This is a genomic window from Shewanella sp. AC34-MNA-CIBAN-0136, assembly GCF_040309945.1.
In the GTDB taxonomy this organism is placed as follows: domain Bacteria; phylum Pseudomonadota; class Gammaproteobacteria; order Enterobacterales; family Shewanellaceae; genus Shewanella.
The window spans coordinates 211,380-227,168 of the sequence record NZ_JBEOPJ010000006.1; the positions used below are offsets into that span (position 1 = coordinate 211,380).

Here is a 15,789-nt window from a genome sequence, read left to right on the forward strand (position 1 = left end):
AATATTACCTGCTGAATAAGATAGGTGATGCGCCACTCTCGGTAATCACTGATCATTTTTATTGGAGATATCATCGTGAAACAAGTTGCATTTCGTTGGATAGATAAGTATTTAATTAACGTAAAATTACATGAAAATTTTCTTGTTCTTTTTTTTACGGCTGTGCTTGCCGTTGTTGTCATGGGCGTTTGTTTTGTCGATGCGGCGTCTTCACAAAGAACAGTAGAAGCACAAAAACAAGTGGATGTGATTGCCAAATTGGCATCGGCGACTCAGCTATCTGCATCTGATTTGGCGCCCTTACTGCAAAATACAGCGATTAATATTGGCCGTAATACAGATATATCCGCACAGGTTTCAGGGCTGGACTATTCATTGAGTTATGTTGATGACACTAGTTTTCTGACTGGGTTAGGTTTATGGCACATCACTGCCATTAGCTTGAGTTTATTGTTGATGTTTGTTTGCTCTTATTATGTAAATACCTTCATCGGTGGCAGTCTATTCGATATTTATGGAGCATTGAGAAGGTTAGCCGAGGGTGACCTTGCGTCTCGCATTGGTTACACACCTGCTCGTAATGAATTTAATTTGATTGCAAGAACCGTTGATAGGGTCACAGAACGTGAACATCTGTTGGTGAAAACCACTCAAGAAGCAGTTGCTTTGATCCAACAAATTAGTGCTCAGTTACGTGTTCGTAGTGATGAAAATACTCAGTTAGCCAGCGTGCAGCAAGACCGTATTGATTCGTTAGCGAGCGCAACGGAAGAGATGGCGGTATCGATTCGAGAAGTGGCTAGCCACGCGCAAGAATCATCTACACAAATATCGCGCGCCACTGAGAAAACCACACAAGGCCAAGCTCAGATTAAAAAAACCTTGGTTGAGATTAATCAATTAGCAGGGGAAGTTCGTGGTACCTCAGTTGCTGTTGCAGAACTTGATTCTAGCGCGACTGAAATTGGTGAGGTAATAGCAACAATTAATGCCATCTCTGATCAAACCAACTTGCTCGCCCTTAATGCCGCGATTGAAGCGGCAAGAGCCGGTGAGCAGGGGCGTGGATTCTCAGTGGTTGCAGATGAAGTAAGAACCTTAGCGGGTAGAACTCAAGCTGCTACGGTTGAAATTCAAAAAATTATTGAAACGCTGCAGACCAATAGTCATGGTGTGATGAACGTAATGGCTAAAACGGTAAAAGAAGCTGAATCAAGTGAACAGCTAATGACAAGTGCAAGTCAAAATATTAATGAAATAGCAGAGCAAAACCAGCATATTTCGGATAGAAGCTTGGAAATTGCAGCGGCTGCCGAGGAACAAGGGGCTGTGGCTGATAATATTGCCAATGATGTCGACTCTGTTAGAAGTAGCTCTATTCAAGTGATGGAGCTAGTGAATATGACGGCAAAGGAAATCGAGAGTTTGAGCCGTCAGGCAGATGTGCTGGAAGAGTTGATGAAGGATTTGATTGTTTAACGTTTATTGGGCGGTGTTATTTAGATTGGCTGCATGCATGTGTGTTGCTAATCTTACCGTGGCTGTAGTGGCCATCTAAATCTGCTCGGCGGCAATTCCGTTTCTATTTATCATTGATGAAAGAGCTGGATGTCCTCGTTTCGATAACCATTAAGACCATCAATACGACCATCAATAAAACAAAGCCTCAACATTAATGTTGAGGCTTTGTTGGTTTACAACATGCTGACTATTATTCAGTTAAAACTAAAGACATCCATCTTAGCAACCTTGCTCGATTAGAAGGTGTAACCGACATCTAAGCTCAGTGATCTTCCTGATGCAGGCACTCGTCCTGCAGGAGACACATCTAAGCCTCTAAAGTAGTATTCGTTATCAAATAGATTATTGACGGATAATCCCACTTTTAGGCCGTGATTATCTTGTTTGAAAAACTCAGTCCCAATATTGAAGTTAACCACGGTGTACGCTGGCACTTCACCCGATGTACCAGATACATTCTCTTCAACTGTGTTAGCCAGGTCGGCAAATGATTTGCTGTAATAAAATGCCATTAATCCTAAATCGACATTCTTAATACTGTATAAAGCGCTGGCAGAAAGTTGATGTTTAGACACATAAGCCAATTCGTTACCGGCAAATTCTCCATCAAGTTGTTCAGTATCTAAATAGTTGTAGGCACCCGTTAGAACCAGATCTGGTAGCGACATCGGTGAGTAAGTGCCTTCTAGCTCAATACCTTGATTACGAGTTTGGCCAATATTGACGAACAGACTAACGTCACCGTCGTACTCGATTTTATTTTCAAAATCGATACGGTAAGCGGCAATACTTAAGTTACTGCGTTCTGTTGGGGTAAAGCGTACGCCTGCTTCATAGTTCCAAGATAGCTCTGATTCTAGAGTTTGATCTTTAGGCCATAATTGCGAAATCTGCGGGGTTCTCAATGAGCGTTGAGCATTAGTATACGCAAACCAATTTGAACTGAACTCATAACCCAAGGTGATGCCAGGAAGCCACTCGGTTACGTGATTATCTTGGCTATAATCTTGGCCAACATTGGTGAAGGTCATGCGCACATCTTCATATCTTATGCCAGGGGTAACCGATAGTGTGTCGTCAAAGAATCCCACTTTATTACTCACATAATAGGCCATGGCATTGGTATCCATTTGCCAGTCACGCGGACGAGTTGCTGTTTGAGTCGATTTTTCTATGTGGTTGAGTTGGTAGCTAATGTCTTCATTAATATAACGAGCGCCAGCGATAATGTGCTGACTAATATCACCATCAATAAGCAAGCTTGCTGTTGGCTCAATGCCAAACACGGTAAAGTCGCGTGGAGAGTTACGCAGATGAGTAGCATCCTGGGTGGTATCACTCCAGCTAGTACCTAAATTACCGTCGGTGTCTTTGCTTGAGTCATAAAAATCCCACTGAAAATTACGTGAACTTTTATTACCAAATACTCTGAGATCAACCTCACCATAATCGATAACTTTCGAGTCATCGAGAACATGGCTGTATTTCAATGACACTCGTTTAGTATTGGCATTAAATTCATCATTAGGGCGTAGAGATTGCTCGCGATCAGCTTCATATGCGGCGGTATTTAAGGCACCTGGTAACTCAGAAAAAGCATCGTAATATTGCAGCGTGGCATCTAAGCTGTTTTGCCCATCGATATTCCATAGGGTCTTTAACATTAGGTTTTTAATGTCGGTTTCGGAGTGTTCACGAAACGATTCCCCTTTGGTGATGTTGCCATCAAAACGCATCGAAAAATCTTCATTTACTGCGCCGCCAGTGCTGATGCTGGTATCAAATAAGGTATTACTGTCACCAAAGAAGGTCATGCGTTCATTAACGCTAGTTTCCCAGTCGGTTGGGATTGACTTTGAAATGAGGTTAATCACGCCGCCAACGTTATTAGGACCGTACTGAATCGATGCTCCGCCGCGTGCTACATCAATTCTATCTATCATGAATAAGGTGGCAGGGAATAATGACTGGCCGGTGTGCCCATATGGCGCAAGTGTCATTGGGATTCCATCGAGTAAGAGCTGGGCGTAGCCACTGCGGCTGCTGTCTAGGCCTCGTACTGATATATTAGGTAAAACCCCTGTTCCGGTTTCATCTTTAATTTTAATGCCAGGGACTTGCTGTAATGCGGTGTCAATTGACCTCGCTGCAGTACGCTCTATTTGATCAGAGGTAATAATTGAGCGGTTACCGGTATAGGTTTTTAAATCTGCAACTTCAGAATTGCCTAATAAGCTCCCCGTCACCACAATGACTTCAGGTTTGGCTTCAGTCTGACTTTTGTCGTCAGCAAATGCTGCCGAGCTAGCAAAACTGGCTGCAATGGCCACAGCAATTGTGGTCAAAGTGAATCTGGACTTTTCAGTTAACATGCATATTCCCTATGTTTCGTTTGGTCTGTTTTAAAGTGATAAGTTGGCTGTAAACGTGTTAAAGACTATTCCCCCGATCTTCAGTAATCTCGATCGTCAGCAATCAAAGATGCTTTGGTGTAAACAAGTGCGATGTTTAAGCGTTTTATCGATGGCGCAATATGGAGTGTTTTTTGGCGGGGGGAGAAAGGGCTGAATTTACGATTTCAAAAATAGTGTCTTGGTTACTTGGTGCTAACTTCAATGAGCTGGAGGTAAACATAATGGTCAAAACATATTTTTGGTATTGATTTTGATAATTATTCTCATTTGAGCTAAGGCCGTCAAGGTATACACCAGTACTTATGGTGTTATTACTGTAGAACTCTTTGTTTCAATAAAGTTATTAAGATATATTTTATAATTTAATCAATGTGATGGGGTATTTTCTATTAGTTGCTTTTGTGAATGTAAACTTTTAGTAAATAGTCAGTCAGTGTGAACTTGGCGTACTAAATGTCATTGATAGCAGGGTAATTCACTCATACTCGTTTTTATCCTAAATAGAGGGGATTCTCTTCGGCCTGTGTTTTAATAAATAATTGTATTTAAAGGTTATTAAATATTGAGGCTACAATTATTCTATTTGCTGTGACCTAAATCAATAACCTGTAAATGTAATGTATAACAACACGGTCGTTTTCGCTCTCCTTGTGTGCTATTTGGATATATCAATAGATTAAAATGTTATAGCTGCTAATGAGATTTATTGATGAATACTTGTGCAAAATTTTGGCGTTCTGATATCGTTCGCGAAATAGAGCATAGGGTTGTGTACCAAGACATTTTGCCGCAATAACCGCTCTGAAACTTGCATATTAACGCTGTATTTTTTAGGTAGCCTATTATGGTTAGCTTACTGAGTTGTCGTACTTCGGTCTCATCTCACACTGTAAAAAAAGCGCTAACGCGTTTGTCGTTAGCCATGGCCGCAGGGCTTTGTTTTAATCTTGCTGCACAAGAATCCACTCCGCCTATTATTACACCCACATCGCCAAGTGTGACTATACCGCTGCAAACTTATGCAGATGAACAATCGACCGTTAAATCAGCTAATAATCTGAATACAGAAACCAAAGTACGTTTTGCCAAAACAGCTAACTTTGATTCTGATTCTGTGGTTAAGATTGCCCGCCGATTAGCGCAAAAACCGTATGCGGAACTTAAAGATCCATTACCGCCAGGGTTGGCTAAAATTTCCTACGATGAATACCGCGATATTCGCTTTAAGCCAGAAGCTTCTATTTGGAAAGCTGAAGGTTTGCCGTATCAAATGCAGCTCTTTCATCGGGGTTTTTATTTCCAAGACTTGATTGAAATTGCCCTAGTTGAAGGTAAGCAAGCCAACCATTTAGCCTATAACTCAGAGTTCTTTACTGCAGGTGATGTGTTAAGTCAGCGTTTACCGACCCAAGATATTGGCTATTCTGGTTTACGCATCCATTATCCACTCAATAACCCTGCATATTTTGACGAGCTTATGGTATTCCAAGGAGCGAGTTATTTCCGTGCTTTGGGTAAAGGCAGCGATTACGGCTTGTCTTCAAGGGGCTTAGCATTAAATACCGCTGAACCAGAAGGCGAAGAGTTTCCTATATTTCGTGCCTTTTGGGTTGAACGCCCAAACACCGACAGTAACTTAATTGTGGTGCACGCCTTGCTAGACAGCCCTAGCGTATCAGGAGCATATCGATTTTCTGTTAGACCCGGCGATAACACCCATATCGATGTGGAAGCGACCTTATTTCCACGCGTGGATTTAGTTAAAGTTGGCTTAGCGCCTAGCACCAGTATGTTTTTACATTCAATGAATGGTCGCCAAAACACCGATGATTTTAGACCCGAAGTGCATGATTCTGATGCGCTATTGATCTTAAATGGTCGCGGTGAACGTTTATGGCGTCCACTGGCTAATCCAAAGCAATTGCAAGTCAGTGCCTTTATGGACAACTCGCCTCAAGGGTTTGGCTTAATTCAGCGTGAACGTAGTTTTGATGCGTATCAAGATCTCGAAGCCCATTATGAGCGTCGCCCAAGTTTATGGGTTGAACCGGTCGGAAATTGGGGCGCGGGTGAGGTGGTGTTAACCGAAATTCCAACAGACTCTGAAATTCATGACAACATCGTCAGTTACTGGAAACCTAAACAACCTATCGCAGCCGGTAGCGAGTTTCATTTTACTTATCGGTTAATTTGGGGCAGCGAGCCCGAAGTTGATGATGGCACTGTGATTGTGGCCCGTACCGCCAGTGGCCGGGCTGAGATTGCTAAAGCCACACCGAGACGCTTGTTTGTTATCGACTATCAAGTTAAAGAAGGTAATAACGACGAAATCCCGGTCGCCAAAGTGCAGAGTTCTGCTGGGGCAGTAACCAATGTGGTGGTGTCTCGTCAGCCTAAAACCAATGGCTATCGTTTGGCGTTTGAAATGGATCCACAAGATGCTGAATTGATCGAGCTACGTGCTGAGCTGAAGTTTACTGGCCCACGCGATGTCGAAACTTGGCTTTATCGTTGGACGCTTTAAGCATGAACATGATGCAGCCTGATGCTGATATTAGTGCCGTCGACCCTATGTTGGTCGGTGGTGCAGCAATGCCGTTAGAGCGACCAGGCCCAATGGAACCGCAAAGTTTACGTGCGTTGTCCGAAGGCATGCCACGTAAAAGTATTATTGCCAATGGCGTAAAGTCAGACGGATTACGCCGTCTGTTAGTGGTTGGCAGCGCTTTTATCATGTCGGTTATGGCTATTTACGAGATGGTATCGGTGTTTAATGTCGGCGGAGTCACGCCACTTGAATACATCGTTTTAGTGTTGTTTGCGGTTAACTTTTGCTGGATTGCATTGGCATTTAGCGGCGGTATAGCCGGCTTTATTATGCTACTCAAAAAGCCCACGACAGAAACCGCCGAAAGCATAAAGCTGCATACCCGCACCGCGATATTAATGCCGACTTATAACGAATCACCCGATCGTGTTTTTGCCGCGGTCGAAGTGATGGCGATGGCATTGGTTGCATCCGGCGAAAGTCATGCGTTTGACTGGTTTATATTAAGTGACACGACCGACCCTGATATTGCGTTGGCAGAAGAGCAGGCATTTTTAATATTGCGCCATCAAGTGAGCAAAGATGCGCGGGTATATTACCGCCGTCGGCGTAAAAATGATGCCCGCAAAGCCGGTAATGTGGCCGACTTTTGTAAACGCTGGGGCGCTCGATACGACCATTTGTTGGTGCTAGACGCCGACAGTTTAATGGAAACCCACACTATCGTTAGTTTGGCGAGACGGATGCAGGCAGACCCTGATGCCGGGCTTATCCAAACTATTCCGTATTTAATCAATGGCAATACCTTAATGGCGCGACTACAGCAATTTGCTGCGCGAATTTATGGTCCGGTAATTGGTACAGGTTTATCTTGGTGGACCCACAAAGAAGGTAACTTTTGGGGCCACAATGCCATTATCCGCACCCAAGCTTTTATGAGCGCAGCAGGGTTACCCAACCTTGCAGGTAGACCGCCATTTGGTGGACATATCATGAGCCACGACTTTGTTGAAGCAGCCTTGATTCGACGTGCTGGTTGGAGCGTGGTCATTGCCGCAGACCTTCCAGGGTCTTATGAAGAATGCCCACCGTCTATTGTCGATTTAGCGGTGCGCGATCGCCGTTGGTGCCAAGGCAATTTACAACACTCACGGGTGTTGTTTAGTAAAGGATTACATTGGGTTAGCCGCTTACATTTACTCACGGGGATAATGGCTTATTTGTCATCGCCTTTTTGGTTAATGTTAATTTTGTCGGGTTTAATGCTGGCATTACAAGCGCACTTTATTCGCCCTGAGTATTTTACCGACCAGTTTTCACTATTTCCCACCTGGCCAGTAATGGACTCAGACCGTGCACTACGGTTGTTTTATATCACCATGGGCATATTGTTTGGTCCTAAAATTCTTGGGATCATATTATTACTGAAAAATAGCATCATGAGTAAGCAGTTAGGTGGCAGAGGCAAAGCCATTATTAGCGTGGTAGTTGAAGTGATATTGTCGGCACTGATTGCGCCAATAATGATGCTTATCCACTGCGGTGCGGTGATGTCTATTTTAGCCGGACGCGACAGCGGTTGGGCGCCACAACGACGTGACGACGGCAGTTTACCTTGGCTAACCCTGATTTATCGTCATCGTTGGCACATGTTAATTGGTGCGTTATTAGGTTACGCCGCAGTGCTTGATTCGCTTACCTTGTTGGCGTGGATGAGCCCAGCGCTAATTGGTTTATGGCTTGCAGTGCCGCTTTCTGCCATGACAGGCTCAGAGCGCTTTGGCTTATGGGTAAAAGGCCTAAAAATATTGGCAACACCGGAAGAGGTATGTGCGCCGAAGCTGAGCCTAGATTCACAACAACGCCGTAACGAATACGTTAACGCCATTGCAGAGCCGTGGACCTTATCAAGGCTATTGAAAGACTCAGAGCTAATGGATTTACATTTAGCCATTATTGACAAAAAACCGCATCGTTTGCCAGGTTCAGCGGTTGAATCACTCGAAGCCATTACTCGGGTTAAAGTACAAGAAGCACAATGTCAGCATGACATTGTAAAGCTGTTTACCCGTCAAGAATTGGCATATTTACTGGGCAATCCTTTACTGCTAAAACAATTACAAAAGCTCCCTGAGGAGTTTGTTATCGAGGGCTTAGTGTCTTTTTGTTAGGTGATTTTTGGGCGGTTTATCCCGCTCGGATAATGACCTACAAAATAAGATGGTGGATTCAATTCACCATTTAAGCGCTACATTGGTGGTAACGTGTCGTCGCACCCCCTTAAACGGACCCCTTTGTTAAACAGGGTTGGACAAGGCGTTCTGGCACGCAGAAACGATTGTTTAATCCGCCTCGGCCTAGATGTGAACGACACAGCGACGCTTTGTCGATTAAGCTGATAAAAAATCTATTTTACCAACAGGTTAGTTAACACACTTTGTCGTGCTAATGCCGTTGACCTTGCTTTTATTCATCACCCCGCCTTTGAAGGCTTAATTAGCGTAAGCCGAAAATATTGTTCGGCTGACGCTATTGCTTGCTAATTTAGGAGACTATATTTAGTGGATAATATTTAGGGGACAATATTTTGATTAATCCTAAATAGATTGGCGGGGTCGAATTGCTGTTTTATGCTTTTGAGCCGAGCAAAGTTCGAGCCATAGGCTTCGCCAATACTGTTGTTATCGCCTTCTGGGATAAAATTCACGTAAATACTGCCCATTGAATATTGAGTTAACTTTGCATGTAACTGCCGCGCCCATTGTCGACAAAGCTCGTCGTCTTGTGCATGTTGCCAGCGGGTGTGAATATTCATGGTGAAGTGTGCATCACGATTGAGCCAGGGCGTTTCGTGCGGCGCCACCTTTGTCATCGCCCCGCCAAGGTGAGCAATAAAAATTTCACACTCATCGCTGGGTAAGGTTTGGATGGCGTGTGCTATTTCGGTCACGGTTTCAGTGTTGAGCTGCGCCATATCAAGACTTTTCCAATAATTTCTGGCGCCTTCGGCTAACAAGGGATCAAATGCGGCTTGCCAATCAACAAACGGCATCGGCCCCACCACGTCGGCAATGGGTTGGCCAATTTTTCGAATTTCTGCTGTGGCAGCCTGACCTTGGGCAATATCGCCCACATAACACATAGCCAATACCACCACTTTTTTACCATGCCACTCTTCCGGTAAAAACGGTAAGGGTGGTGCTTTGCGCATCACCACCCAACAACTCAGTTCTTCAGGAGCCTTATCGATGGCGGCTTGATACTGTTGCAGCACGTTTTTCACATCATTAAAGGGGTGTACTACCATGCCAGCTAATACCTCTGGGCCAGCTTGATGCAAATTAAATTCAAATTCAGTGACCACACCAAAATTACTGCTTCCACCCCGTATTGCCCAAAAGAGATCCGCATGTTGGTTGGAATTAACCTCGAGTAGTTCGCCTGTTGCGATGACCAGCTTAGCCGAGCGCAGACTATCGATGGTTAAACCAAATTTTCGGGTTGTCCAGCCAAAACCACCGCCCAGGGTCAACCCCGCAATCCCCGTGGTTGAATTGATCCCAGTTGGCACCAGCAGACCATATTGTTGCGTCGCCTTGTCAACATCCGCTAAGGTTGCGCCGGGGCTGACTTTGACGGTTTGTTGTTGTTGGTTAACGATGACATCTGTCATCTTTTGAAAATCAATTACCAGTCCACCATCCGCTAATGCCTTACCGGCGATATTATGGCCGCCCGATTTTATCGCTAACAAAATGCCATGGGTACGGGCGAAATTGACAGCTTTGACCACCGCTTGTTCATCGCTAACGCGAACAAATAAACTCGGTTTTATATCAATCATGCCATTCCATAAGGCGCGGGCGTCATCATATTTTTTTGAGTCAGGCATGATGATCTCTCCCGATAGAGAGCTGTTAATGTCGCTTTTCTTTAAGGCTACAGCCGTGCCATCTATTTTTTTAAAACGTATTGTATTCATATGCTTATTACTCCTATCCATTACTGCTCTACTTCAAGATTATCGTTCTATATTCGAGGTTTTGAATAAGCTATAAACATCAGTGTTTACCCAGTCATTGCATAATGATGCCGAGATCAAAACCACCCAATCCAGTAGGTCATTGAATTTTATTTAATTGACCTTGAATACTGATTTTTACGGGGCAAGGCTTTGATAATCAGCAGTGAGCACGGTTATCTGCCCGCCATGTAAAAAGCATAGTTTATCTTGGGTGGTATACCGCGAATAGTGAATAGCCATTGCGCTTTAATTAATGTCCAATCGTCCATTTATTAACCTAAACTTTGAACGCGAGTAAAAAAATTGAGTAATGAAGCTCTCAATAAAACCAAATTGAACAAACAAGAATTGTGCAAAGCTAGCTTTTGCATAAATTAAAGGATGATTGATATGGATATATTGTCAAAAGTACTCGATACCATACATATAAAAGGTGCGCTCTATTTTGAAGTGGAAGCGGCAGAGCCATGGGTATTAGTTAATCCAACGATGAATTTAATTGGTTCTTTTATGTTGACCGAAGTAGAACATGTTATTCCTTTTCATATTATGTTGGACGGCAACGGCTGGGTAAAATCTGACAATAAGCTGATGGCACCATCAAGACTTGAATCTGGCGACGTCGTTATGTTTCCTAAGGGTTCAAGCCATTCCTTGACATCCAACATCAATAATTGGCAGGGAATAGCAGCGGATGCCCGTTTTTATCAACAAACTGCTGCAAAAAAACAACCGTTTACATTAGTAAAAATTGGTGAAGAAGGTGAGCGCTCAAAACTTATTTGCGGCTATATCGGTTTTAATGCCCAGCCCTTAAATCCGCTGTTAAAGACCTTACCAGACATGCTGGTGGTCAAAGAGCATGTGGGTAGTGAGGGGGTGATGAAGCAATTACTCGTTTCTACCTTAAGTGAAATGCGCAAGTCCAGTGAGGGGGCGCGCAATATTGTCACTAAGTTAAGTGAATTAATTTTTACTCAGGCCTTAAGGCAACACATGGAAAATCTTGCGGACACGCAGGGCCAAAGTTGGCTCGCGGCCATGAAAGATGAGCACATAAGCCGGGCGCTGATATTGATCCATCAAGAGCCGTTTAAAAAATGGAACCTAGCAATACTCGCTATTGAGTGTGGCATGTCCCGCTCATCACTGGCGGAGCGATTTAATCATTATGTTGGACAACCACCGATGCAATATATCAATCGCTGGAGAATGCAACTGGCTTCAAAGCTATTATCTGATGGCATGAGTATTGTGTGCGTTGCTGAGCACGTGGGTTATAGTTCAGAATCGGCCTTTCAAAAAGCCTTTAAACGTTATGTTGGCCTGACTGCTGGCGAATGGCGAGCCAAACAACAAAAAATGCTGACAAATAGTTAAATGACAAAACGCCAGTTAAGTTATTGCATCATGTAGATCATATCGTTATGGGTAGGCGCTTTGATGCGGATGAAGGCCGTACGGCCTAGTTTATTTTTATTGTGTCGTTTTGATTTAACCAAAATCACTGCAGTAAAAAAGCCCTGTCGGTTAATGTCGCCAGAGCTTTTTACCATTGACCACGTTACAACAGCATTATGCTTTTGGTGACGGGCACCCAAGATAGTCTTTTAGTGTTGCGTTAAATAAGGTGGCTTTTATGTCTACCGATAGATCTGTTGTGCTATTTGAAGTGGCACCTGCTTTGGGTAAATGTTGTAGCATATAATCAGGTGAGTAATCTGGTTCAGCCACCGTGGCGACCCATTCACAAGCTGTTTTTTTTTGTTCTGACGCAAGAAACTCCGCAAGCTTTTGCTCAAAATGTTGTTGTTCAAGAGCTGATAGCTTCCAAATAGAGTTTTTTTTAATTAACTCTACCACTGCGTGTGATGGCTTGTGGGTGACCCGTAGAGTATCAAAATACACATATGCGCCGGCTAAAAAATAGCCGTTAATTGCCGCGTTATAGTCTTGTGATTGTATACAAGCAGCAACAGAATGAAACAGCACAACAGGTGTTGTGTGATTATTCAATTGGCTAGGCATTAAGCAGTTTACTTCACTAGGTGGTTTAGCGTAATCAGGGATCACCACCGCGACTTCAGGTTCTGCTGGAGACGGCGTGCACGCCGGAATAAGCCTTTCATCTAATACTTTTATTTCCCAGTCATCTTTATTGCTAGGTCCATGCTGTGCGGATACGACGTAACGCATGCACTCTTTGGCTAATAGCGGATAAACTAATGTTGAAGAGGCTTTTTTGCTGCGTAGTGGTCCTGTGGTGCTTAGGTGTACAGTGTGATATCCCGGTTTAATATTTTTTGTCAGCTTACCGCTTTGAAAAGCACCATCAATGGCGATAATCTCAACATTATAATTGTCAGCATCTGATATCTTACTTTGACTACCATCAATCATGGCGTAAGGCGTCGACTGGCATCCTACTAAAACAAAACAACTGATAATTAAGGGTAATTTCATATTTTTTATACTTTCATTGTGAAATGGTGTATCTAATAAACACACTTTAAGGTGTTCAAAGTGTGTGACTTATTTGTTTATATTGATTTTATGGACAGGGACTAGATAACGAAAGGGCATAAAACCGCCAATATCAATAAGCGTACATTGCATTGAGTTAACTGACGAAGCACTTTCCATAGCACTTATTTTGTTTTACTAATGTAATTTTTTTGTTTCATTTTAGTCAAGGTAATTATTAACCTAAAGATGGCTCAGCGCAGGTTAAGCCTGAAGATATTGCTTGTTAAATTTTGCAGTAATACCAGCGCAGTGCGCACTTTAGCTTACAATCACAATAGCGGATTATGTGATCGCTATAGATTGTTAGCTGGGCACTTATCAGCCATACTTTTAAACATTAACGTTAACTTGAAACGTCAATTTGTGGCGTTAATCCGTGGCGTAAACTCATATCCTTAATCTGTTACTTATCAATGGCGTGCATTCATACCTCTTATGGCTTTAGAACCTTCATCTAGCAGCACTAATTCTTGTTCACGCAGTCGTGATAGATTGTCGTGGCTACGGTGTACCTTGCGCCGCAGCCAGCAAGAGGCGGTTGCATCGTCAACCATGACGGCCACCAGTGATAACTTTTTTAATGCTTATGCCATATTCTTAGGGGCTAGTTTAGGCCAAATGGGTTGGGTAACTGGCTTACCTCAATTGTTTGGCTCACTGGCGCAACTGTTGTCTGTGTGGTTAGCAAGCCACTTTAGCCGTCGGCAATTTATTGTGGCATGTGCAGTGTTACAAGCCGTAGTCGTGTTAGGTATGGGCGCGTTAGCGGCATTTAGACCAGATAATGCAGTGTGGTTATTTATTGGCTTAGCGGTGTTGTATCAAGGGTTTATCAACCTAATCCAACCGCATTGGCGTGCCTGGATGGGCATGATTGTACCGCAACGCCGACGAGGTGCTTTTTTTGCTTCACGTACTCGATTAACCATGATGGCCTCGCTGAGTGTGTTCTTTGTCGGCGGCGGTATTTTAACCTTAACCGACTCAATGCAAATGGCATGGTTGGGCTTTAGTTTACTGTTTTCGATTGCGGCAATGGGCCGGTTTACTTCAGCCTGGTTATTACTGCAAATGCACGACCCCGAGCCTAGGCTCGCCAAAGCGTCTGGGGTGTTTAAACAAACATTTGGTAATTTCCGCGAAGCATGGAAAGACAAAACTTTCCGCCATTACAGTTTATTTGTTGCGGGTATGCAGTGCATGGTTGCCATTTCGGCACCTTTTTTTGCAGTATACATGCTGGAAGAACTGCATTTTACCTATTTTGAATTTGTGCTTTCTAGTGTGGCCTCTATTTTTACGCAGTTTATTACCTTGCGATTCTGGGGCCGATTTAGCGATCTGTACGGCAATAGATTAGTGATGATCATTACCAGCTGTTTAATTCCTGGTTTGCCGTTATTGTGGCTTTTTTCCGACAACTATCTGTATATATTGGCGATTCAAGCCTTTTCCGGTTTAGCCTGGAGCGGCTTTACCTTAAGTACTGCCAATTACCTCTACGATATTCGACCTTTCCGTAGTGACTTTGCCATTTATGCCGCATTACAGGCGGCATTGAGTGCGGGTTTTGTGTTTGTTGGTGCGATGGTGGGGGGCGTCATTGCCTCGTATGCAGCAGAGTTTTTAATCTGGACAGGTTTAAACGCTTGGTTAACCAACCCCATATTTTTGGTGTTTATGGTATCGACCACCATGCGATCGCTGGTGGCATTGTGGTTTATTCCGCGCTCAGTTGAACCCAAAGCGCGCCCAAGGCCGCAATTACTGACACTTATTTTCCGCATCCGTGGTTTTAATGCCATATCGGGTGTCAGTTTAGATTGGTTAACCGTTGCTAAGAAAAAGCGTTCTAAAAATAAAGACTAAGAAAGGATAACTAACAATACTAATCTAGGCGGTAATCAAAAAACTTACGTTTATCTGGTCCAGAAACATTAGCGCTAATTTTGTTGGGGTGTTTATATTCATCCCAACTGGCCACATTACGGCCCATATTTAACTGTGGAAAGTTCAGTTGCGGAAAGTTAAGCTGTGGAAAGCTCTGCTGCGGAAAGTTTTGCGGCTGAGATTGAAGTTGTGGATATTGAAGCTGCCTAAGTTCAGCCGTATCGGGCTTTGGTAAATTGATAAATTGCAGCAATTTAGCAAAGCTTCCTGTCACACTAATATCAATGGCAATAAAGTCATCTCGCCCTGCAAAATAACTCATTGCTTGTTGCTGGTGGCGCTGATAACAGGCCGTTAAATGCGCTTCATCAAACACATCCTCAACCTGCCATATATCAAAGCTATGATTAAAGCTGCGCTTCATTACCGGATGAAAGCGGCCCTTGTCTTTATCTAAATGCACTAGCATTCTGCCCAGTAACATTTGTATCGACGGCAACCACTTATCTAACGGCCTATCTAAATAGACAAACTTAGCGTTGGGAAATAACTTATCTAATTGCTGATAATCACTAAAACACGGCGCATCAGATACCGCATCGGCCAACATAAACGCCTGCTTAGTAAAGGCTTGGTGGGCAACCGTTAATCCTTGTTCAAGCAACGCCACACTAACACTCGTGGTGCCCGTACGCGGCAGGCCAATAATAAACACTTTATTTGCCACAGTGGGTTTAGGCAAAGCGGCTTGATGCTTAGCGGTTTGTGGCGTTGTCGATACTTCAGTCAGCTTGGATGTCATTAATTACAGTCGCATAGGGTTATAGAAATTAAAGGTTATAGAGACAGTAAACGATTATACCGAA

9 protein-coding genes are annotated in these 15,789 nt (G+C 43.5%); 5 read left to right on the forward strand and 4 right to left on the reverse strand.

What is annotated here, in order from left to right; all coding sequences use genetic code 11:
* Positions 1–75 precede the first annotated feature (75 nt).
* Complete coding sequence (locus AAEY94_RS08290; protein ID WP_350978373.1) at positions 76–1,479, forward strand: methyl-accepting chemotaxis protein; 1,404 nt, start codon at positions 76–78, stop codon at positions 1,477–1,479.
* 278 nt (positions 1,480–1,757) lie between these two features.
* Here the strand turns inward: AAEY94_RS08290 and AAEY94_RS08295 are convergent, their stop codons facing one another.
* Positions 1,758–3,893 carry a TonB-dependent receptor family protein gene (locus AAEY94_RS08295; RefSeq protein ID WP_350978374.1) on the reverse strand — a complete coding sequence of 712 codons (2,136 nt, stop codon included), beginning with the start codon at positions 3,891–3,893 and terminating at the stop codon, positions 1,758–1,760.
* Between the two features lie 886 nt (positions 3,894–4,779).
* On the opposite strand from AAEY94_RS08295, the gene AAEY94_RS08300 reads away from it, so the two are divergent.
* Entirely contained in the window at positions 4,780–6,459 is a 1,680-nt protein-coding gene (locus tag AAEY94_RS08300; protein WP_350978376.1) for a glucan biosynthesis protein G, read from the forward strand.
* Positions 6,460–6,470: 11 nt separating this feature from the next.
* A complete protein-coding gene (gene mdoH, locus AAEY94_RS08305; RefSeq protein ID WP_350978413.1) occupies positions 6,471–8,654 on the forward strand; it encodes a glucans biosynthesis glucosyltransferase MdoH in 2,184 nt (727 codons plus the stop codon).
* 401 nt (positions 8,655–9,055) lie between these two features.
* Here mdoH and AAEY94_RS08310 read toward each other — a convergent pair whose 3' ends face one another.
* A complete protein-coding gene (locus tag AAEY94_RS08310; RefSeq protein ID WP_350978378.1) occupies positions 9,056–10,465 on the reverse strand; it encodes an FAD-binding oxidoreductase in 1,410 nt (469 codons plus the stop codon).
* 432 nt (positions 10,466–10,897) lie between these two features.
* On the opposite strand from AAEY94_RS08310, the gene AAEY94_RS08315 reads away from it, so the two are divergent.
* Entirely contained in the window at positions 10,898–11,887 is a 990-nt protein-coding gene (locus tag AAEY94_RS08315; RefSeq protein WP_350978380.1) for an AraC family transcriptional regulator, read from the forward strand.
* Positions 11,888–12,082: 195 nt separating this feature from the next.
* On the opposite strand, the gene AAEY94_RS08320 is transcribed toward AAEY94_RS08315, so the two are convergent.
* A complete protein-coding gene (locus AAEY94_RS08320; protein ID WP_350978382.1) occupies positions 12,083–12,970 on the reverse strand; it encodes a hypothetical protein in 888 nt (295 codons plus the stop codon).
* 498 nt (positions 12,971–13,468) lie between these two features.
* Between AAEY94_RS08320 and AAEY94_RS08325 the strand changes: the two genes are divergently transcribed.
* Complete coding sequence (locus AAEY94_RS08325) at positions 13,469–14,902, forward strand: MFS transporter (RefSeq protein ID WP_350978383.1); 1,434 nt, start codon at positions 13,469–13,471, stop codon at positions 14,900–14,902.
* A 19-nt stretch (positions 14,903–14,921) separates the two neighbouring features.
* On the opposite strand, the gene AAEY94_RS08330 is transcribed toward AAEY94_RS08325, so the two are convergent.
* The gene (locus tag AAEY94_RS08330; protein WP_350978384.1) at positions 14,922–15,725 is read right to left on the reverse strand and encodes a sulfotransferase family protein; all 804 of its coding nucleotides are present in this window, start codon (positions 15,723–15,725) and stop codon (positions 14,922–14,924) included.
* Between the last annotated feature and the right edge of the window lie 64 nt (positions 15,726–15,789).